This window comes from Streptomyces sp. NPDC030245 (assembly GCF_055572995.1).
Window position 1 is genome coordinate 95,713 of sequence record NZ_JBVICF010000013.1, and the last position, 20,337, is coordinate 116,049.

A 20,337-nucleotide genomic window follows, 5' to 3' on the forward strand; every position below is an offset into this window, starting at 1 on the left:
CTGGCCGTCGGCGCGGGCCGCCCGCACCGAGCGGCAGCCTCCGGCACAGGGCCTCCCCGTATCTGTCGAAAACTCATCGGCCGCCCTCCCCCAGCCGCTCCGCGAAGTTCAGGAGGGAGGTGAATTGGTCGCCCAGGGCGGCGGGGGCGCCGGGGTCCGGGTCCTTGAAGTAGAAGGCGAGGGCGGGGAGGGGGCCGGAGAGGCCTTGTTCGTGGGCGCGGGAGGTGAGGCGGGCGAGGTCCAGGATGAGGGGGGCGGCGAGGGCCGAGTCGCAGCCCTGCCAGGTGGTCTGGAGGACCATGCGGGTGCCGAGGAAGCCGTCGAAGGCGATGTGGTCCCAGGCCGTCTTCCAGTCGCCGAGCGAGGGCACGTCGTCTATGTGGACCTCGCCTTCGGGGGTGGAGCCCAGCGTGTCGGCGAGGACGCGTTCCTTGCCGGCGTTCTTCGCGGCGGCGGCGGCCGGGTCGGCCAGGGCGGCGCCGTCACCGCCGCCCAGGAGGTTCGTGCCCGACCAGGCGCGCACGGCGAGTGCCCGCTGCGCGAACATCGGGCCGAGCACGGAGCGGAGGAGGGTCTGGCCGGTCTTGCCGTCCCGGCCGGCGTACGGGAGGCCGGAGGCGCGTGCCGCCTCGGTGAGGCGGGGGTGGTGCAGGCCGGTGGAGGGGGTGAAGTTGACGTAGGGGCAGCCGGCGCGGAGGGCGGCGGCCGCGTAGAGGGAGCTGGCGGGCAGTCGTTCGTCGCCGTCCGCGGGGCGGGGTTCGGTGGAGGCGACGTTCACGACCACCGCGCGGGCCAGTCCGCGGCGGCGTACGAAGTCGCGGAGGTCGGCGGTGAAGGCGTCGATGAGTTCTTCGTCGCTGCGGGTGTCGCCGGGCTGGGGTCCGCCGGGGCGGATCTCGGCGTCGGCGGCGGCGAGTTCGGCGCGTACGGCCGAAGGGAGGCCGTGCGGGAGGACGCCGCCCGCGGCGAGTTCCTCGGCGCGTTTGGGCAGGGGGCAGCTCGCGGTGTCGTGGCCGCCGAAGACGAGCGACGACAACGTTGGCAGTCCGCGGTCCTGGAAAGGCGGCGATTCGGTGACCATGCCGGTGGGCGCGTGCAGTCCGGCGGCCACCGCGGCGCATCCGGCGACGGCCGTGGTCGCGACCGAGCCGCGTGCCCCGATCAGCCATACGCCGGTAGGACCGCCGGGGCCGGTGCGGTCGGCGGGCGACGTCCCGAGGGGGGAAGTAGAGGGCGTGGATGTAGAGGTCGCGGATGTGGACACGGCTGCCTCCTGCCAGGGCCAGGGCTCCAGAGCTCGGTACACGACCCGGGAGCCCGATGCGGGGATCCGATACGGGAGCCCGATGCGGGAACCCGATACGGGACACCGGGTTCGACGAACGGATCGCGGTGCGGGACGGCGGGCGGAGGTCCGGCGTCCTCCGCCCGCCGCCGTCTAGCGGCCCGCTCCCGGGTGACGGCCCGCTTCCGAGCCGTCCGGTGCGGGTGTTCCGGCGTGGCGGGCCGGCAGGTCCTTCAGCCGGATGTTCCGGAAGGAGACCTCGTCGGCGTCGCCGTGGTTCTGGATGCCGATGTGGCCTTGGCGCAGGCTTCGCGCCGGGTCGGTGTTGGTGAAGTCGTTGATCTTGACTCCGTTGAGGTGGACGCGAAGGCGTTCTCCCTCGACGCGGATCTCGTAGGTGTTCCACTCCCCCGGCCGGTTCAGCGCCCTGTCGCGCTTCTTCAGGTCGGCGGAGCGGAAGCCGTAGACGGACCCCGTGGTCTTCGCGGGGACGTCGGTGGCGTCGATCTGGATCTCGTAGCCGTTGTTCACGGCCGACCAGGGGTCGTCGGAGGGCGGGAAGCCCACGAAGATCCCGGAGTTGTCGTCGCCGCGCATGCGCCAGTCGAGTTTGAGGGAGTACGAGCCGAGTTCCCGCCGGTCGTACCAGAGCATGCCCATGCCGCCGACGGTGGTGAGCGTTCCGTCGTCCTCGTCCAGTGCGAACGATCCAGGGCCTGCCTGTTTCCAGCCTTCCAGCGAGGCCGCCGTCCCGTCGAAGAGCGGGCTGTAGCCCTTCTCGGGGCGGCAGTCTGCCTGGGCCGCGCCGACGGCCCAGCGGATGCCGCCGAGAAGGTGCTGCCGGAAGGCCGGTTCGGCGTAGGACTCCTTGGTGTGGCCGCCGCCGGTGTAGAAGGAGCGGCCGCCCTGGTAGTCGCTCTGGCACCAGGCGATCGGGTGGTCGCCCGCCATCGTGCCGCCCGTGTACGACGTCTCGTCGAGGGAGGCGAGGACGTGGGCTTTGTCCCGGGGGTTGGCGCGGTAGTTGTACCACTCGTCGGTGCGGTCCCAGCTCCCGGTGCCCAGGTGGGAGGTCGCGGGGTGCGCGTGGTCCTCGACGTGGATCCTCGCGGGCTGGATCGCGGGGTGCGACTGGAAGTAGCCGCCCGCGAGCCCGCCGTAGAAGGGCCAGTCGTATTCGGTGTCGGCCGCGGCGTGCACGCCCACATAGGCGCCGCCGCCGCGGATGTACCGCTCGAAGGCTCCCTGCTGTGTGGCGTTCAGGACGTCCCCGGTGGTCGACAGCCAGACCACGGCGTCGTACTTGGCCAGGTTGGCGGCCGTGAAGGCGCCCGCGTCCTCGGTCGCGTCGACGGCGAAGCCGTGGGCGGCGCCGAGTTCCTTGACGGTCGCGATGCCGGTGGGGATCGAGTCGTGCCGGAAGCCCGCGGTCTTGGAGAAGACCAGGACCCGTTCGCCGGCGCGGGCCGTGTCCGGTTCGGACGCCGCGGGGCCCGACACGCACCCGATGAGCAGTGCGGCGGCCGCGGTCGCGGTCATGAGCCGTGCGCGTCTGCGCATGGTGCCGCCCCTTCCTCAGCCGGAGCTGGAGCTGGTGGTGAAGGTGAAGTCGTCCACGTCGTAGAGCGCCCCCGAGCCGTTGCCCTTGAAGACCAGGAAGAGCGTCGTGGTCTTCGTCGGCGGCTTGCTGATCGCCGTGCTGACGTCGGTGTACGTCTCCCAGCCGCCGGTCGGCGTCACCTTCGCGGTGCCCAGCAGCCTGCCGCCGGCGGATCCGCTGCGCACCTCCAGGGTGCCGCCGGCGCCGCCGGAGGCGACGCGCGCGGTCAGCTTGGTGGCGTTGCCGAGGATGTACGGCTTGAAGGAGATCCAGTCGCCGTTGTGGATGTCGCCGACGGTCTTGCCGCCGTGCGCAGGGGTGTGGTTGACGACGGAGACGCCCTTGGAGCTGTTGAAGTGCTCGCCCTGGCGGTGCTTGGGCTGGACGACGTTCTGGTCGTGGGTGGTCAGCGCGGGCTGGCCGTTCGCGCCCTTGTCGGTGTATTCGGCGTCGAAGACTCCGAAGATGTTGGCGTTCGGGTCGTGCTCGCCGTCCGCCGAGGTCTGGATGGTGCCCTCGCAGCCGTTGGCCGAGGTGACCGGGTGGCCGTGGCTGTCATGGCCGAGGATGTGGGTGACCTTGACCTTGGCGCAGTCGACGGGGCCGTCCTCCGGGTCGGTCACCTGCACCTTGAAGGGCACCTTGTCGCCGAAGGTGAACAGCTGGCCGTCGCCGGGGAGTTCCAGGGTGACCTTGGGCGCGGTGTTGCCGACGGTGATGTGCGCGCTGGCCGAGCCGGTGCGTCCGGTGGAGTCCTTGACGGTCACGGTCGCCGTGTAGACGCCGTTCTTCCTGTACGTGTACGTGGGGTTCTGCTGGGTGGACTTGCCGCCGTCGCCGAAGTCCCACGAGTAGGTCAGTGTCCCGCCGTCGGCGTCCGTCGCCTTGGCGGTGAACTTCGTGCGCAGCGGTGCCTGGCCGCTGGTGACGGACGCGCTCGCCTCGGCGACCGGGGAGTGGCCGTCCGTGGCGTTCTCGATGCGGTAGAGGCCGGAGTTCTCGTCGCCGCCGAACCAGGCCGTGCCGTAGTCGAGGACGTAGAGGGCGCCGTCGGGCCCGAACTCCATGTCCATCACCTGGGTGCCCGTCCAGGGGAAGGGGTTGATGGACTGCACGGTGCCGTCCGCGTCGTGCTCGATGCGCTTGATCCAGCGGCGGCCGAACTCACCGGCGAAGTAGTCGCCGTCGTACGCCTCGGGGAACTTCACCGGGGAGGTGTTCGCCGCGTCGTAGCGGTAGACGGGGCCGCCCATCGGCGATTCGGAGCCGTTGCCGAACTCGGGGACGGATCCGCCGTCGTAGGGGATCCAGGCCTCCTGCGCGGGCGGCAGCTCGGTCAGTCCGGTGTTGTGCCGCGAGTCGTTCTTGGGGGCGGCGCAGTCGAAGGTCGCGCCGGAGGTGCCGGTGGCGAAGTCGTAGTCGACGTAGGGCTCGTTCTTGCCGGTGCAGAAGGGCCAGCCGAAGTTGCCGGGCTTGGTGACGCGGGCGAATTCGACCTTTCCGGCCGGGCCGCGCTTGGGGTCGGCCGCGCCGGCGTCGGGCCCGTAGTCACCGACGTACACGATGCCGGTGGGCTTGTCGACGCTCATGCGGAAGGGGTTGCGGAAGCCCATCGCGTAGATCTCGGGGCGGGTCTTCTCGGTGCCCTTGGGGAAGAGGTTGCCGTCGGGGACCGTGTAGCTGCCGTCGGCGGCGACCTTGATGCGCAGGATCTTGCCGCGCAGGTCGTTGGTGTTGCCCGCGCTGCGGCGGGCGTCGAAGGCGGGGTTGCGGTTCGGCCGCTCGTCGATGGGGGTGAAGCCGTCGGAGGCGAAGGGATTGGAGTCGTCGCCCGTCGACAGGTAGAGGTTGCCTTCCTTGTCGAAGTCGATGTCGCCGCCGACGTGGCAGCAGGTGCCGCGGCTCGCGGGGACGTCGAGGACCTTCTTCTCGCTGGCGTTGTCCAGGGTGCCGTCGGCCTTGAGGACGAAGCGGGAGAGGCGGTTCACGCCGTCGAACTTCTTGAACTCCTCGGCCGTGCCGTTCTCCGGGGCGTCGCCCGCGGGGGTGTCCAGCGGCGGCGCGTAGTAGAGGTAGATCGCGCGGTTCTCGCTGAACTCCGGGTCGATGGCGACGCCCTGGAGGCCCTCTTCGTCATGCGTGTAGACCGGTATCTTCCCGGCGATCCTGGTGTTGCCCGCCGCGTCGGTGAGGCGGAGCGTGCCGTCGCGCGAGGTGTGCAGGACGGAGCGGTCGGGGAGCACGGAGAGCGTCATCGGCTCGCCCGTCTCGGGCTCCCCCTTGGCGAGGGTGACCTGCTGGAAGTCCTCGGCGGCGGGGGCGGCGGCCGCGGGCGGGTCCGCCGGGGCGGCGCCGGCCTGCGGTACGGCGAAGGTGAGGGTGGCGCCGGTGAGTACGGTGCCGGTGAGCAGAGCGAGTGTGGTGCGGAGTCTCGGGCGTTTCCTGTGCACGGGGTTCCTCCGGAAGGGGGCGGGTGTCGTGCGGTGCTCCGTGCGCCGGGGTGCGCCGTCACCCCGGAGTCTTATGTCCTGTACATCTCAACGACCGTAGCGAGCTTTGTCCTCGGCCGAAAGCCTCTGCACACCGGCGGAGTTGAGCTTCTTCCAGTACCAGGACAAAGTGGTACCGGAATCACCGGCTTCGCCGGGTTCGTCCTCAAACGCCGGACGGGCTAATGATTGAACGCCGCGTCGAAGGAGGCGGTCGGCGCCTCGAAGTCGTACGCCTTCAAGCGCGTCAGCGCCTCCGGCGCGCCCTGGAGGCGGTCCATGCCCGCGTCCTCCCACTCCACGGAGATCGGCCCGTCGTACGCGATGGAGCGCAGCATCCGGAAGACGTCCTCCCAGGGGACGTCTCCGTGGCCCGCCGACACGAAGTCCCAGCCGCGCCGCGGATCGCCCCACGGGAGGTGTGAGCCGAGGCGGCCGTTGCGGCCGTCCAGGCGGCGCCGGGCCTCCTTGCAGTCGACGTGGTAGATGCGGTCCCGGAAGTCGTAGAGGAAGCCGACCGGGTCGAGGTCCTGCCACACGAAGTGCGAGGGGTCGAAGTTCAGCCCGAAAGCAGGACGGTGGCCGACGGCCTCCAGCGCCTTGTGCGTGGTCCAGTAGTCGTACGCGATCTCCGACGGGTGCACCTCGTGGGCGAACCGCACGCCTTCCGCGTCGAAGACGTCCAGGATCGGGTTCCAGCGCTCGGCGAAGTCCTCGTACCCCCGCTCGATCATCGACTCGGGGGCGGGCGGGAACATCGCGACCAGGTGCCAGATCGACGAGCCGGTGAAGCCGACGACGGTGTCGACGCCGAAGGCCGCGGCCGCCCTGGCCGTGTCCTTGATCTCGGCGGCGGCCCGCTGCCGCACCCCCTCCGCCTCGCCGTCGCCCCAGATGCGGGCGGGCAGGATCGCCTGATGCCGTTCGTCGATGATCGCGTCGCAGACGGCCTGGCCGACGAGGTGGTTGGAGACGGCCCAGCACTTGAGCCCGTACTTGTCGAGCAGCGCGTGCCGTCCGTCCAGGTAGGACGGGTCGGCGAGCGCCCTGTCGACCTCGAAGTGGTCGCCCCAGCAAGCGAGTTCGAGACCGTCGTAGCCGAAGTCGCGGGCGTGTCGGCAGACCTCTTCGAGCGGCAGGTCGGCCCACTGGCCGGTGAAGAGCGTGAACCTACGGGGCATGGCGGGGCCTCCTCAGGCGGGGATCAGCGTGTAGACGGAGTTCTTCGCCGCGCTCTCCTCCACCGCGGCGAGCACCCGCTGCACGGACAGGCCGTCGGCGAAGGAGGGCTCGGGCCGCGCCCCGGTGGCGATGGCGTGCAGCAGGTCGCGGGCCTGGTGCACAAAGGTGTGCTCGTAGCCGAGGCCGTGGCCGGGCGGCCACCACGCCTCCAGATACGGGTGTTCGGGCTCGGTCACGAGGATACGGCGGAAGCCGGACGACGCGGCGGGTTCGGTGTGGTCGTGGAACGACAGCTCGTTCAGGCGCTCCAGGTCGAACGCCAACGAGCCGTCGGAGCCGTTGAGTTCGAGCCGCAGCGCGTTCTTGCGTCCCGCCGCGAAGCGGGTCGCCTCGAAGGAGGCGAGGGCGCCGGACGGGAACCGCGCGGTGAAGACGGCCGCGTCGTCGACCGTGACCGTCCCGAGCCGGCTGCCGCCCGCCGCCGTGAGCCCGCTGGACGCCCCCTCCAGTACGGGGCGTTCGCGTACGAAGGTCTCGGTGAGCGCCGACACCCCGGCCACCGGCTCCCCCACCAGGTACTGCGCGAGGTCCACGATGTGCGCGCCCAGGTCGCCGAGCGCCCCGGAGCCCGCGCGGTCCTTGCGCAGCCGCCAGGTGAGCGGGAAGTCGGCGTCGACGAGCCAGTCCTGAAGGTACGTCAGGCGTACGTGGCGGAGCGCGCCGAGGCGTCCTTCCACGACCATCCGGCGGGCGAGCGCGAGGGCGGGCACCCGGCGGTAGTTGAAGCCGACCATGGCCACCTGACCCCGGGCGCGGGCCCGTTCGGCGGCCTCGGCCATCGCCTCGGCCTCCTCCACGGTGTTCGCGAGCGGCTTCTCGCACAGCACGTGCTTGCCCGCCTCCAGGGCGGCGACGGCGATCTCCGCATGGCTGTCGCCCGGTGTGCAGATGTCGACGAGGTCGACGTCGTCGCGGGCGATCAGGGTGCGCCAGTCGGTCTCGGCGGCGGCCCAGCCGAGCCGGTCGGCGGCGGCGCGCACGGCGCCGCCGTCGCGGCCGCAGACGGCCGAGAGCACCGGCCGCACCGGCAGGTCGAAGGCTCGCCCCACGGTGCGCCAGCCCTGTGAGTGGGCGGCACCCATGAAGGCGTAGCCGACCATGCCCACTCCCAATGGCCGCTTGCCGGCCCCGGAATCGGCTCCGGCCTCGGTCTCCGTCTCACGCATGCGGTGATCCTCCTCGTCGACGCTCGGTGGGGGGTGCGGGCGTGCGCATCACTTGAAGCCGGTGGACATGTACTGGCCGACGTTCTCCTTGTCGACGACGGCCGAGTAGCAGGTGACGAAGGACGGGATCTCGAACTCCGCCATGCCGCTGACGCCCTTGCCCTGCCCGAGTGCGCGCGCCAGGTCGATCGCGGACGCGGCCATCGTGGGCGGGTAGAGGACGGTGGCCTTCAGGACGCTGTTGTCCGCCTCGATGGCCTGCATCGCGGAGAGCGCGCCCGCGCCGCCCACCATCAGGAAGTCGTCGCGGCCCGCCTGCTTGATGGCGCGCAGCGCGCCCACGCCCTGGTCGTCGTCGTGGTTCCACAGGGCTTCGAAGTTCTTCTGGGCCTGGAGGAGTTGGGACATCTTCGCCTGTCCCGACTCGACGGTGAACTCGGCGGCCTGGCGGGCGACCTTCTTGATGTTCGGGTAGTTCTTGAGGGCGTCGTCGAACCCTTTGGTGCGCTGCTTGGTGAGTTCGAGGTTGTCGATGCCCGCCAGCTCGATGACGCGCGCGTTCTTCTTGTCCTTGAGCTTCTCGCCGATGTAGTGCCCGGCGCTGAGGCCCATGCCGTAGTTGTCGCCGCCGATCCAGCAGCGGTAGGCCTGCGGTGAGGCGAAGACGCGGTCGAGGTTGACGACGGGGATGCCCGCCTTCATGGCCTTCAGGCCGACCTGGGTGAGGGCCTTGCCGTCGGCGGGCAGGACGACGAGGACGTCGACCTTCTTGTTGATCAGCGTCTCGACCTGGCCGATCTGGGCCGCGGTGTCGTTCGAGCCCTCGGTGGCCTCCAGCGTGACGTCCGAGTACTTCTCGGCGCGCTTCTTGGCGTTGTCGTTGATGGCGTTGAGCCAGCCGTGGTCGGCCTGGGGGCCCGCGAAGCCGATGGTGACCTTCTTGCCCGGCTTGTCGTCGGCGACCTGCTGTGCCGTGTCCTCGGACCCCTCGTCCTTGGAGTCGTTGCTGGTGCACCCCGTGATCAGGGCTCCGGTGGACAGGGCGGCGGCTCCGAAGAGGAGCCCTCTGCGGCTCGTGTGGGATGGCATGGGTGAACCCCTCAACTCAGGAAGTGGTGGCCGGATCAGCTCACGTGGTGGTGGCCGTACGTCGTTGGACGAGCACCGCGGCGACGATGATCGCGCCCTTGGCGATCTGCTGGGTCGCGGTCTCCAGGTTGTTGAGCGCGAAGATGTTGGTGATCGTGGTGAAGATCAGTACGCCGAGCACGGAGCCGGTGATCGTGCCGCGCCCGCCGCTGAGCAGGGTGCCGCCGATGATCACCGCGGCGATGGCGTCGAGTTCGTACAGGTTGCCGTTGGTGTTCTGGCCCGAGCCGGAGAGGACGATCAGCAGGAAGGCCGCGATGCCGCAGCACAGGCCGGAGAGCAGATACAGATAGAGCCGCTGCCTGCGGACGTCGATGCCGGCGAGGCGCGCCGCTTCCGCGTTGCCGCCGACCGCGACCGAGCGCCGCCCGAAGGTCGTGCGGTTCAGGAGCAGCCAGCCGACGACGGTGACGGCGGCGAAGACCAGGACCAGCGGCGGGATGCCGAGGATGTACGACTCGCGGAGGCCGAGGTCCAACACCCCGTCCACGGTGACCATCTGGGTCTTGCCGTCGGTGATCTGGAGGGCGAGGCCGCGGCCCGCCGCCAGCATGGCGAGGGTGGCGATGAACGGCACTATCCCGCCGTACGCGATGAGCAGGCCGTTGACGAGGCCGCACCCCATGCCGACGACCACGGCCGTGAAGAGGATGCCCGCGAAGCCGTACTCCTGGGTGGCGACCGTCGTCGCCCACACCGAGGCGAGCGCGACGATCGCGCCGACGGAGAGGTCGATGCCGCCGGAGATGATCACGAAGGTCATGCCGACGGTGACGACGCCGATGACGGAGGCCTGGGTGAGGATCAGCTGGACGTTGTCGGTGTCGAGGAACGAGTCGGGCTGGGTGATGCCGCCGATCACGATCAGCGTGGCGAGCACGCCGAGCAGTGACAGTGTGCGCACGTCGGCGCGGGCCAGCGTGGCACGCCACGGGCTTCCGCCGTCGGCAGGTGCGCTCTTGCGGGTGGCGGCCTCGGCCGCCGGGGCTGGCTGGGTCATGCCGCCGGGCTCCCTTCGAGGACGAGGTCGAGTACGCGGTGTTCATCGAGGTCACGGGCGGGCGCGGTGTGTACGACGCGGCCCTCGCGCAGGACCAGGACGCGGTCGGCGAGGCCGAGCACTTCGGGCACCTCGCTGGAGACGAGGAGCACGGCGAGGCCCTCGTCGGCGAGCCGGCGGATCACCGCGTACAGATCGGCGCGGGCTCCGACGTCGACGCCGCGGGTCGGCTCGTCGAGCAGCAGGACGCGGCAGCCGCGCAGCAGCCAGCGGGCCAGGACGGCCTTCTGCTGGTTGCCGCCGGACAGGGTGCGCACGGGGACGGAGGGGTCGTCGGGGCGCAGCGACAGCTCGCGTGTCGCGGTGCGCGCGGCCGCGCGTTCGGCGCCGCGGTCGAGCCAGCCGCCGCGCGAGAAGCGGGACATGGTCGAGACCGACACGTTGCGGGTGACGGACTCCAGCATGAGGAGGGCCTGTGCCTTGCGTTCCTCGGGGGCGAGTCCGAGCCCCGCGCGGACGGCGGCCCGCACACTGCCCGGCCGCAACTCCCGCCCTTCTACCGAGACTTGGCCGGTGGTGGGCTTGCGGGCGCCGTAGATCGTCTCCAGGATCTCGGAGCGTCCGGAGCCGACGAGGCCGGCGAGACCCACGATCTCGCCGGGGCGCAGATCGAGGTCGAGGGGTTCGAACTCGCCGCGCCGGGAGAGGCCGCGGACGGTCAACACCGGTTGCGCGGCGGGTGGTTCGGCGGGCCGGTCCGGGAAGACGTACTCGACGTTGCGGCCCGTCATCAGCGCCACGACGTCCCTGGTCGGGGTGGATTCCGCGGGCAGCCCGCCCGCGACGGCGCGCCCGTCCTTGAGGACGGTGACGCGGTCGCCGATGCGGCGGATCTCCTCCAGCCGGTGGGAGATGTAGACGACGGCGACGCCCTCCGCCGTGAGGTCGCCGACGATGCGGAAGAGGTTGTCGACCTCGTCGGGGTCGAGGGCGGCGGACGGCTCGTCCATGACGATGAGGCGTACCTCGTGGGAGAGCGCGCGGGCCATCGAGACGATCTGCTGCTGGGCGGCGGAGAGGTCGCCGACGAGGCGGCCCGGATCGATCTCCGCGTGCCCGAGCCGCTGGAGCAGTGCGGCAGTCGAGGCTTTGGCCTCGCGGCCGCGCACCACGAAACCGGCGGTGGTCGGCTCGTGTCCGAGGTGGACGTTCTCCGCGACGGAGAGGCCTTCCACCAGGTCGAGTTCCTGGTAGATGGTGGCGATGCCGAGCCGCATGGCGGCGATCGGCGAGCGGAGCGTGATGCGCTCGCCGCGCCAGGTGATCTCGCCGCCGTCGGGCTGGTGGGCGCCCGCGAGGACCTTGATGAGGGTGGACTTCCCGGCGCCGTTCTGGCCCAGGAGGCAGTGCACTTCCCCGGCCTGGACCTGGAGGTCGACGCCGTCGAGGGCGCGGACCCCGGGGAACGACTTGGTGATGCCGGACATGGTGAGCAGGGGTGGTTCTGGTGCCATGACGGTTCCCCTCGGCGGCGGCCGCAGCAGGGCAGGACGGATTCAGGGCAGGGCGGAATTGCCTGGGTGGTCGCACCGGCGCAGGGCGGAGCGGGGTGCTGTGCCGGGTGAGGTGACGCGGTGGCGTTGCTGGACTGGGGCCGGCCGTCAGGCCGGTGAGAACAGGTGGTCGCTGATGAGCCGGGCGCCGCCGATGACTCCGGCGGTGGGGCCCAACTCCCCGAGCACGATGGGGAGGTTGCCGGTCGCCAGGGGCAGCGACTGGCGGTAGACCTGGGTGCGGATCGCGGCGAGCAGCGTGTGGCCGAGGCCGGTCACGCCGCCGCCGATCACCACGAGGCCGGGGTTGAAGAAGCTGACGAGACTCGCGATGACCTGGCCGGTGCGATTGCCGCCCTCGCGGATGAGGTCGAGCGCGGCGGGGTCACCCGCGGCGGCGGCCGCCGCGACGTCGACGGCGCTGAGCCGTCCCGCCGCGTCGAGCCGCGTGGCGAGCTCCGCCGAACGCCCCTCCCTGGCCGCCTCCTCGGCGTCGCGGGCGAGCGCCGCGCCGCTGAAGTAGGCCTCCAGGCAGCCCTTGTTGCCGCAGGCGCAGGGGCGTCCGTCCGGTTCGGACTGGATGTGGCCGATGTCGCCGGCGCTGCCCGTCGTACCGCGGTGGACCTCACCGCCGACGACGATGCCGCAGCCGATGCCCGTGCCGATCTTGACGCAGAGGAAGTCGCCCACGGAGCGTGCGACGCCCGCGTGCTGCTCCCCCATCGCCATGAGGTTCACGTCGTTGTCGACCATGACGGGACAGCCGAGGTCCTGGCTGAGGGCCTCCCGGACGGGGAAGCCGTCCCACCCCGGCATGATCGGCGGGGCGACCGGCACGCCCTCCGGGAAGCGGACCGGGCCGGGGACGCCGATGCCGGCGCCGTCGAACCCCTCCGCGAGCCCGGAGGCCTTCAGCTTGGCCGCCATGGCGAGGACCTGCTCGAAGACCGCGACCGGGCCCTCGCGCACGTCCATGGGCTGGTTGATGTGGCCGAGGACCTCCAGCTCGGCGTTGGTCACCGCGACGTCGACCGAGGTCGCGCCGATGTCCACGCCGAGGAAGCGGAGGGCGGGGGCCAGGCGGATGTTGTGGGAGCGGCGGCCGCCGCGCGAGGCGGCGAGCCCGTCGGCGACCACGAGTCCGGTCTCCAGGAGCCGGTCGACCTCCACGGCCAGCTTGGACCGTGAGAGGTCGATCTGATCGCCCAGCTGGGCGCGGGAGTTGGGTCCTCCGTCACGCAACAGGCGCAACAACCGTGCCTGGTGCGCATTGGCGGGTCGAGCCGTCATGCGTCTCACGCGCCCCTCCCCGCCTCATCGGGCTTCCCATGCCGTTGCCCCCGGGGCGGTGGCGCCGTCGTGCGGCCGCCGTCGCCGTGGGGCTTCCTTCAGGCTTTCGAGGGGAACGTAGCAGTGCCTGCCGGGGCTGGGAAGAAGTTGAGCGCGAATTACCCATGACTTTCTCCAGTCACAGGACAAAGGGGCGCGGGGCCGTGTTCTTGGGCCGACTTCTGTGTTCCTGGGCCGATTTCCGTGCTCTTAGGCCGGCTTCCGGAGCATGCACCACGTGCGGGGGCCGTGGTCCGGCAGTGTGACGTCGGCCGTGACGGTGAAGCCGAGCCGTTCGTAGAACGCCACGTTCCGCTCGGTCGACGTCTCCAGGAAACACGGGTGCCCCGCGCGGTCGGCGGCCGCCAGGCCGGGTTCGAGCACCGCGCCGCCGAGCCCCTTGCCCTGCTCGTCCGGGTCGACGCCGACCGTGGCGAGGAACCACGCCGGGTACTGGGGGCGGTGCGGCAGGAGCACGCGGTCCGCCGACTCGAACCAGGGCGCGCGGTCGCCCGCGAGCTCCCCGATGAGCGGGCCGATCGCGGCGAAGCCCGGCGCCGGGTCGCGGTCCGGTGTGGTCCAGACGGCCACGGCACGGCCGGCGTTCGCGACCCAGACGCGCCCGTACACCATTCCGATGCGGGTCAGGAAGAGTTCCTGGAAGCGGCGGATCCGCTCCTCGTGTCCGTCGGCGGCGACGACGTGGCGCGTGAAGGGGTAGTCGGCGAAGGCGCGGGCGAGGGTGTGCACGGCCACCGGCACGTCCTGCTCGATCAACGGGCGTACGCGCACGTCCTGCTCGATCAACGGGCGTACGCGCACGTCCTGCTCGATCAACGGACGCATGCGGTGCTCCGTGCTCATGTGCGTCTGTTCCCCGTCCCGATGGCCCGTCGCGGACATCGCCGCCCCTCCCCGAAGACTGCGTTTTGTCCGCAGTCTACGAGTCACAAATAGCCGGCACGGGTGCGGTGCCCCGGCGTCAGGGGCAGCGCACGACCTGTCCCGCGTACGAGAGGTTGCCGCCGAAGCCGAAGAGCAGGACCGGGTCCCCGGAGCTGATTTCGCCGCGCTCCACCAGCTTGGAGAGCGCCATCGGGATGCTCGCCGCCGAGGTGTTGCCGGATTCGACGACATCGCGCGCGACCACGGCGTTCACGGCGCCGATGCGCTCGGCGAGCGGTTCGATGATGCGGAGGTTGGCCTGGTGCAGGACGACCGCGGCGAGATCGGCCGGGGTCAGCCCCGCGCGCTCGCAGGCCGCGCGGGCCAGCGGCGGCAGCCGGGTCGTCGCCCAGCGGTACACGCTCTGGCCCTCCTGGGCGAAGCGCGGCGGCGTGCCCTCGATGCGGACCGCGTTACCCATCTCGGGCACCGAGCCCCACAGCACGGGACCGATGCCGGGCTCCTCGCCGGGCCCGCACGCCTCGACGACGGCCGCGCCCGCGCCGTCACCGGTCAGCACGCAGGTGGTGCGGTCCGTCCAGTCGGTGACCTCGGACATCTTGTCCGCGCCGATGACCAGGGCGCGGGTCGCGGCGCCGGCCCGCACGGTGTGGTCGGCGGTGGCGAGCGCGTGGGTGAAGCCCGCGCAGACGACGTTGAGGTCGAGGGCGGCGGGGCCGGGGACGCCGAGGCGCGCGGCGACCCGGGCGGCCATGTTCGGCGAGCGGTCGATGGCCGTGGAGGTGGCGACCAGGACCAGGTCGATCGCGTCGGGGGTCAGGCCCGCGGCGGCCAGGGCCTTGCCGCCGGCGTGCGCGGCCAGCTCGTCGACCGGCTCCTCCGGGCCCGCGATGTGGCGGGTGCGGATGCCCACCCGGGACCGGATCCACTCGTCGCTGGTGTCGACCCTGCTCGCCAGCTCCTCGTTGGTGAGGATTCTGGCGGGCTGATAGTGGCCGACAGCGGCGATGCGCGAGCCGTGCATGTACGGGTCCCCCTTGTTGCCGAAGATGCGGGACCCTCCAGTTTGGTCAGCGACTCATCAGTAACGATGCACGTGATGCGACAGGAAAGGACCTCTGGGTTTGGATGCTTCTCATGATGTGGTCACCCTCCGAAGAGCGGTGTGACCTTGTGTGCGAGTTCGTACAGCGTGTCCGCCGCACGGCGCGCGTGCAGGACAATGAGACACGGCGATCCCCGCATCAAGGGCCGCTTCGGCCACCAGCACGGACAGAACCGGGACTGATCGAGACATGGGACGAGTCACGGAGCGACGCAAGGTGATCCGCGTCAGGGACGGCCACGTCTCGGAGCGGCCCGACACCCTCGTCGCGGAGGAACCCCTGGAGATCCGGCTGAACGGCAGGCCGCTCGCCATCACCATGCGCACACCGGGCGACGACTTCGCGCTCGCGGCGGGGTTCCTGGTGAGCGAGGGCGTGCTCGCCTCGGCGGACGACCTGCGGTCGATCGTCTACTGCGCGGGGGCGCGGGAGGACGGCTCCAACACGTACAACGTGGTCGACGTGCGGACCGCCGAGGGAGTCGTCCTTCCCGACATCACCCTCGAACGCAACGTCTACACCACCTCGTCGTGCGGGCTGTGCGGCAAGGCGAGCCTGGACGCCGTCCGCACCACGGCGCGCTTCCCGATAGCCGATGCGCCCCCCGTCCGGCTCGGCACCGAGCTGCTCGCGAGCCTCCCCGACCGGCTGCGCGCGTCGCAGCGCGTCTTCGACAGGACCGGCGGCCTGCACGCCGCGGCGCTCTTCGACGAGGAGGGCACGCTCCTCGACATACGCGAGGACGTGGGGCGGCACAACGCCGTCGACAAACTGGTCGGCCGCGCCCTGCGCAACGGCGACCTGCCGCTGTCCCGCGCCGTCCTGCTCGTCTCGGGCCGCGCCTCCTTCGAGCTGGCCCAGAAGGCCGTGATGGCGGGCATCCCGGTGCTCGCCGCGGTCTCCGCGCCGTCGTCGCTCGCCGTCGACCTCGCCGCCGAGACGGGGCTCACGCTGATCGGTTTCCTGCGGGGCTCCTCCATGAACGTGTACGCGGGCGAGCACCGCGTCGCCCTGCGGACCACGGCCGCCCAGGGCTGACCCGGGCCGCCCCGCCCCGGCCGTACGTGCCGTGCCGCGACCGGCCGGGGGCGCATGAGCCTGACGCACGCTTCTTGTGGGGTGTCGAAGCCCGCAAGTAGCGTCGGTCCACGTACGTTGGACATGGGACGTGGGATGTCCATCACATCATCACTGCCCTCGCCGTCGTCATGCCTACGCCAACGCCATCGCCATCACCATCGCCATGAGTCGCCGTCGCCATGAAAGGCGGACCGCACCATGTCATCAGGTCTCCCCGCACGCCGTGTACGCCTCAGATCGCTCCGCGCCGTCACCGCCGCCGTCACCGCGGTGGCCGTGGGCGCCCTGCTGCCCGCGCCCGGCGCGCGGGCCGCGCAGTCGCCGCCGTTCGAACAGCAGGTGCTCTTCAAGGCGGACCGGGACCCCGGCTACGCCTGCTTCCGCATCCCGGCCGTGGTGCGGACGACCAAGGGAACGCTGCTCGCCTTCGCGGAGGGCCGGGTCAACGACTGCGGCGACGCGGGCGACATAGACCTGGTGCTCAAGCGGTCGCACGACGGCGGCCGCACCTGGGGCCCGCTCCAGGTCGTCAACGAGGGCGCGGGCGACACGCACGGCAATCCGGCACCGGTCGTGGACCGGGAGACCGGCCGCATCCTGCTGGCGGAGACGTACAACACCGGCCGTACGGACAGCAGGAACTGCGACGTGCCGTGCGACCGCACCCCGCACCTCCAGTACAGCGACGACGACGGCCGCAGCTGGTCGGAGCCGCGCGACCTCAGCGACCAGATCCTGCCGGACCACTGGAACTCCTGGTACGCGACCGGCCCGGTGCACGGACTCCAGCTGACCCGCGGCCGGCACGCGGGGCGGCTCGTCTTCACCGCCAACACCGAGACGTGGGACGGCGGCCGGGTCACCGCCAACCACGCCGCGCTGATCGTCAGCGACGACGGCGGCGACCACTGGAAGATCGGCGCGACGGATTCGTACCCGATACCGGCCGGCGGCACGTTCCGTCAGAAGCCGTCCGAGATGACCATCACCGAACGGCCCGACGGGGCGATCCACGTCAGCGGCCGCGAACAGGACGGCACGGACCTGGGCCACCGCACACAGACCGTCAGCCGGGACGGCGGCGACTCCTTCACCGCCCCCTTCCGCGCGATCCCCGACCTGTACACCCCCCAAGTGCAGGGCGCCACGCTTCAGTTCGGCAAGCGGATGCTGCTCGCCTGCCCCGCCGACCCGGACCGCCGCCGCACGATGCAGATCCGCTCCTCCTACGACGGCGGCCGCACCTGGGACAGCGTCGACCGCGGCACCACGGTGACCACCGACTGGTCCGGCTACTCCGACCTGGTGCGGGCCGACCGGACCCACGTGGGGCTGCTGTACGAGGGCGGCGCGGTGGACGCGCGCGACGAGATCCGCTTCGCCCGCTTCACCGAGGAGTGGCTGAAGCCGCGCCGGGGCCCGGATCCGACCACCCGCGACCACGCGCCGGGCGCCCGGCCCGCCGCCGTGCTCGGCGGGGCGCACGGCACGCCGGGCCGCTTCGGCGGGGCGATCTCCTTCGACGGCACGGACGACGCCGTACGGCTGCCGTACCGCAGCCGATTGCCGCTGGGCGCCGACGACTTCACGGCCTCGCTCTGGTTCCGCTACACCGCGACGGCCGGCGAGCAGCCGCTGCTGTGGATGGGCGGCATCGGCACCAATCAGCCGCAGGTGTGGCTGCGCGGCGAGCCCGCGAGCGACCGCCTCGCCGGCCTGATCACCACCCGGGACGGCGCCGCGCCCCCGAAGTCCGCGTTCGTGCGCACGACGGGCGCGTACAACGACGGCGAGTGGCACCACGTCGCGCTGCGCCGCGGCGCCGGCCGGCTGACGCTGTTCCTCGACGGCACGCAGGTCACCGCCGCGGACGTGCCCGGCTCGGTCAGCCGCAACTCGCCCTTCGGCGTGCACGTCGGGCAACGGCTCGACAGCCGGGCCCACTTCACGGGCGCGATCGACGAAGTGCGGGTGTACGACAGGGCGTTGGACGACGCCGAGGTGGGGGCCCTGCGCACTGCCGATGCTCCTGTGACACGGGACACCGTCGTGCGGCTCCCCATGGACCGGGTGCGCGACAGCAACTAACGTCCCCGGCGTGTCCGCCCGTGAACGTCCCGCGCCGGGGGCGCGCAGCGTCTGGCTCGTCCTGCTGCTCGCCCTGGTCTGCGCGGCCGTCCTGCTCATCGCCCTCCCGGATGACGACCGGGAGGGCGATGCCGCGGCATGCACCCCCCGTACCGTCGCCTCCTGGACCGCCGACGACAGGTCCACCGGGGAGTTCGCGCGCTACGGCGACGACATGACGCGCACCGACGACTGGACCGGCGGCGACGGCACCCACTCGGTGCGGCTGCCGGACGGGCGCGTGCTGTGGCTGTTCTCCGACACCTTCCTCGGCCGGGTCCACGCGCCCCCGAACCAGGCGGGCCAGCCGCACACCTGGCGCGACCCGAACACACCCATGGTCCGCAACTCGGCCGTGGTGATGTCCCGTTCGGGCACCTTGCAGCGCACCCTCGCCGCGCCGCTCTTCCCCGACCCGGCCCCTCAGGAGTGGCGCTGGCCGGTGGCGGCCCGCGTGGAGCCCCGCTCGTCCGGCTCGCAGGAGCGGGTGGTGCGGGTCCTGCTGTGGAACCGCATGGCGAGCCAGGGTCCCTGGATCTACGGCGTCCCCGTCGCCACGGAGGTCGCCACGCTCTCCCTGCCCGACCTGCGCGTCGAGAGCATCACCAAGGTCTCCGACCAGCGGACGGTCGCCGATCCGGAGAAGCGGGTCCTGTACGGCGCAGCGGCGGTCGACGACGACGGCTGGACGTACGTCTTCGGCGGCACGGATGCGCAGGCGACCTCGCGCCCCTCGTCGCACGCCCATGTCGCGCGGGTCCCTCACGGCAGGCTCGCCGACCCCGACGCCTGGGAGTTCTGGGACGGCGAGGCGTGGGGGCACGACGTCACGCCGCGGGCCGTGCTCGGGGACGGCAGACGGAAGGGGGTGGGCAGCGCGTTCACGGTGGTGCGGGACGACGGGACGTACGTGCTGTTCACCATGGCGGCGGGCACCGAGGGCCTGACCACCGTCACCTCGTACTGGTCCTGCTCTCCCACCGGCCCCTGGCACGGCCCCACCAAGGCGTTCGAGGCGCCGCTGCCCAAGGACAGCGCCGTCCGCCAGGAGACCGCCGCCTACAACCCGCAGGCTCATCCGGCGCTCGGCGGCGACGGCCGCGTCGTGCTCAGCTACGACGTCAACTGGCTGGACGCGACGCCCGCCAACGCGCAGGCCAACGTCACCCGGAACGTGTCGCTGTACCGGCCGCGGTTCGTCTCCCTGCGGCTGGCGTCGGCTCGCTGACGAACTCCCGCGGATCGCGCGAGCGGCGTTTGGCGATGACCGCGCAGACCATCAGCTGCATCTGGTGGAAGAGCATCAGCGGCAGCACGGCGAGCGAGGCGTCCGCGCCGAACAGGACGCTCGCCATGGGCAGTCCGGCCGCCAGGGACTTCTTCGACCCGGCGAACTGGATCGCGACGCGGTCGGCCCGGCCGAAACCGAGCCGCTTCGCCCCGTACCAGGTCAGGGTCAGCATGACGGTCAGCAGCACCGCCTCGACGCCGAGCAGCGCGAGCAGCCGCAGCGGGTGCACCTGGCCCCAGATGCCCTGCACCATGCCCTCGCTGAAGGCGGTGTAGACGACGAGCAGGATCGACCCGCGGTCCACGTATCCGAGGATCTTCTTGTGGCGCGCTATGAAGCCGCCCACCCACCGGCGCAGGAGCTGTCCGGCGAGGAACGGCACGAGCAGTTGCAGCACGATCTTGAGGAGCGAGTCCGCCGAGAAGCCGCCGCCGCTTCCGCCGAGCAGGGAGGCCGCGAGCAGCGGGGTGAGCACGATGCCGGCCAGCGAGGAGAAGGAGCCCGCGCAGATCGCCGCGGGGACGTTGCCGCGGGCCATCGACGTGAAGGCGATGGACGACTGGATCGTCGAGGGCACCAGGGTGAGGAAGAGGAATCCGCTGTAGAGCGCGGGCGTCAGGACGTACGGGACGAGTCCCTTCGCCGCGAGCCCGAGCAGCGGGAAGACGACGAAGGTGCAGGCGAGGACCGTGACGTGGAGCCGCCAGTGCTTGAGCCCGTCGAGCGCCTCGCGGGTGGAGAGCCGGGCGCCGTAGAGGAAGAAGAGCAGCGCGACGGCCCCCGTGGAGGCGCCGGACGCGATGTCGGCGGCGGTGCCGCGGGCGGGCAGCAGGGCCGCGAGGCCGACGGTCGCGAGCAACGCCACGATGTACGGGTCGACCGGCACCCAGGACGGCCACTTCAGGCGTTTCACGGGGCTCCATGCTCTCGGTGTCGGGGCGGGTACGGGGGCGTACCGAGGGGCGGTACGTGTCCTCTCCATGATCCTCCCGATGAGGGTCATCGGGAATCCCG

At 71.6% G+C, this 20,337-nt stretch carries 15 protein-coding genes; 3 read left to right on the forward strand and 12 right to left on the reverse strand.

Translation table 11 applies throughout. From position 1 onward, the window contains the following. Positions 1–73: 73 nt before the first annotated feature. The 11 genes from ACZ4Z4_RS30765 to ACZ4Z4_RS30815 form a co-directional block, all read right to left on the reverse strand. Positions 74–1,264, reverse strand: coding sequence for an inositol-3-phosphate synthase (locus ACZ4Z4_RS30765; protein ID WP_468334463.1), 1,191 nt, complete (start codon positions 1,262–1,264; stop codon positions 74–76). 174 nt (positions 1,265–1,438) lie between these two features. Then, positions 1,439–2,845 (reverse strand): ThuA domain-containing protein, encoded by a 1,407-nt coding sequence (locus tag ACZ4Z4_RS30770; protein ID WP_468334466.1) that lies wholly within the window; start codon positions 2,843–2,845, stop codon positions 1,439–1,441. A 15-nt stretch (positions 2,846–2,860) separates the two neighbouring features. Then, positions 2,861–5,335, reverse strand: a complete 2,475-nt coding sequence (locus tag ACZ4Z4_RS30775) for a PQQ-dependent sugar dehydrogenase (RefSeq protein ID WP_468334469.1) — start codon at positions 5,333–5,335, stop codon at positions 2,861–2,863. A gap of 221 nt (positions 5,336–5,556) precedes the next feature. Continuing rightward, positions 5,557–6,555, reverse strand: a complete 999-nt coding sequence (locus ACZ4Z4_RS30780) for a sugar phosphate isomerase/epimerase family protein (protein WP_468334472.1) — start codon at positions 6,553–6,555, stop codon at positions 5,557–5,559. A 12-nt stretch (positions 6,556–6,567) separates the two neighbouring features. Continuing rightward, positions 6,568–7,782 carry a Gfo/Idh/MocA family protein gene (locus ACZ4Z4_RS30785; protein ID WP_468334475.1) on the reverse strand — a complete coding sequence of 405 codons (1,215 nt, stop codon included), beginning with the start codon at positions 7,780–7,782 and terminating at the stop codon, positions 6,568–6,570. A 48-nt stretch (positions 7,783–7,830) separates the two neighbouring features. Next, a complete protein-coding gene (locus tag ACZ4Z4_RS30790) occupies positions 7,831–8,871 on the reverse strand; it encodes a substrate-binding domain-containing protein (RefSeq protein ID WP_468334478.1) in 1,041 nt (346 codons plus the stop codon). Between the two features lie 40 nt (positions 8,872–8,911). Then, on the reverse strand, positions 8,912–9,931 hold the full coding sequence (locus ACZ4Z4_RS30795) for an ABC transporter permease (RefSeq protein WP_468334481.1): 1,020 nt from the start codon (positions 9,929–9,931) through the stop codon (positions 8,912–8,914). Next, positions 9,928–11,445 (reverse strand): sugar ABC transporter ATP-binding protein, encoded by a 1,518-nt coding sequence (locus ACZ4Z4_RS30800; protein ID WP_468334484.1) that lies wholly within the window; start codon positions 11,443–11,445, stop codon positions 9,928–9,930. Before ACZ4Z4_RS30800 ends, ACZ4Z4_RS30795 begins: the two co-directional genes overlap by 4 nt. Before the next feature lie 147 nt (positions 11,446–11,592). After that, positions 11,593–12,774 (reverse strand): ROK family transcriptional regulator, encoded by a 1,182-nt coding sequence (locus tag ACZ4Z4_RS30805; RefSeq protein WP_468334487.1) that lies wholly within the window; start codon positions 12,772–12,774, stop codon positions 11,593–11,595. Positions 12,775–13,023: 249 nt separating this feature from the next. Next, the gene (locus ACZ4Z4_RS30810) at positions 13,024–13,659 is read right to left on the reverse strand and encodes a GNAT family N-acetyltransferase (RefSeq protein ID WP_468334938.1); all 636 of its coding nucleotides are present in this window, start codon (positions 13,657–13,659) and stop codon (positions 13,024–13,026) included. Between the two features lie 136 nt (positions 13,660–13,795). Further along, positions 13,796–14,743, reverse strand: a complete 948-nt coding sequence (locus ACZ4Z4_RS30815; protein ID WP_468334490.1) for a beta-ketoacyl-ACP synthase III — start codon at positions 14,741–14,743, stop codon at positions 13,796–13,798. Positions 14,744–15,014: 271 nt separating this feature from the next. On the opposite strand from ACZ4Z4_RS30815, the gene fdhD reads away from it, so the two are divergent. The 3 genes from fdhD to ACZ4Z4_RS30830 all read left to right on the forward strand — a co-directional run bounded on the left by fdhD (position 15,015) and on the right by ACZ4Z4_RS30830 (position 19,260). Next, positions 15,015–15,863 carry a formate dehydrogenase accessory sulfurtransferase FdhD gene (gene fdhD, locus ACZ4Z4_RS30820; RefSeq protein WP_468334493.1) on the forward strand — a complete coding sequence of 283 codons (849 nt, stop codon included), beginning with the start codon at positions 15,015–15,017 and terminating at the stop codon, positions 15,861–15,863. Positions 15,864–16,103: 240 nt separating this feature from the next. Beyond that, complete coding sequence (locus ACZ4Z4_RS30825) at positions 16,104–17,993, forward strand: exo-alpha-sialidase (RefSeq protein WP_468334496.1); 1,890 nt, start codon at positions 16,104–16,106, stop codon at positions 17,991–17,993. A gap of 10 nt (positions 17,994–18,003) precedes the next feature. Further along, positions 18,004–19,260 (forward strand): DUF4185 domain-containing protein, encoded by a 1,257-nt coding sequence (locus ACZ4Z4_RS30830; protein ID WP_468334499.1) that lies wholly within the window; start codon positions 18,004–18,006, stop codon positions 19,258–19,260. On the opposite strand, the gene ACZ4Z4_RS30835 is transcribed toward ACZ4Z4_RS30830, so the two are convergent. Then, on the reverse strand, positions 19,196–20,236 hold the full coding sequence (locus ACZ4Z4_RS30835; protein ID WP_468334502.1) for a bile acid:sodium symporter family protein: 1,041 nt from the start codon (positions 20,234–20,236) through the stop codon (positions 19,196–19,198). The two genes, ACZ4Z4_RS30830 and ACZ4Z4_RS30835, sit on opposite strands and share 65 nt — an antisense overlap. Positions 20,237–20,337 lie beyond the last annotated feature (101 nt).

What these genes read in the sequence shown, in the direction of transcription:
- ACZ4Z4_RS30805 (WP_468334487.1), bottom strand. Translation starts at nt 12,774, where the DNA reads ATGACGGCTCGACCCGCCAATGCGCACCAGGCACGGTTGTTGCGCCTG.
- ACZ4Z4_RS30780 (WP_468334472.1), bottom strand. Translation starts at nt 6,555, where the DNA reads ATGCCCCGTAGGTTCACGCTCTTCACCGGCCAGTGGGCCGACCTGCCG.
- ACZ4Z4_RS30785 (WP_468334475.1), bottom strand. Translation starts at nt 7,782, where the DNA reads ATGCGTGAGACGGAGACCGAGGCCGGAGCCGATTCCGGGGCCGGCAAG.
- ACZ4Z4_RS30770 (WP_468334466.1), bottom strand. Translation starts at nt 2,845, where the DNA reads ATGCGCAGACGCGCACGGCTCATGACCGCGACCGCGGCCGCCGCACTG.
- ACZ4Z4_RS30800 (WP_468334484.1), bottom strand. Translation starts at nt 11,445, where the DNA reads ATGGCACCAGAACCACCCCTGCTCACCATGTCCGGCATCACCAAGTCG.
- ACZ4Z4_RS30825 (WP_468334496.1), top strand. Translation starts at nt 16,104, where the DNA reads ATGTCATCAGGTCTCCCCGCACGCCGTGTACGCCTCAGATCGCTCCGC.
- ACZ4Z4_RS30810 (WP_468334938.1), bottom strand. Translation starts at nt 13,659, where the DNA reads ATGCGTCCGTTGATCGAGCAGGACGTGCGCGTACGCCCGTTGATCGAG.
- ACZ4Z4_RS30815 (WP_468334490.1), bottom strand. Translation starts at nt 14,743, where the DNA reads ATGCACGGCTCGCGCATCGCCGCTGTCGGCCACTATCAGCCCGCCAGA.
- ACZ4Z4_RS30790 (WP_468334478.1), bottom strand. Translation starts at nt 8,871, where the DNA reads ATGCCATCCCACACGAGCCGCAGAGGGCTCCTCTTCGGAGCCGCCGCC.
- fdhD (WP_468334493.1), top strand. Translation starts at nt 15,015, where the DNA reads ATGGGACGAGTCACGGAGCGACGCAAGGTGATCCGCGTCAGGGACGGC.
- ACZ4Z4_RS30795 (WP_468334481.1), bottom strand. Translation starts at nt 9,931, where the DNA reads ATGACCCAGCCAGCCCCGGCGGCCGAGGCCGCCACCCGCAAGAGCGCA.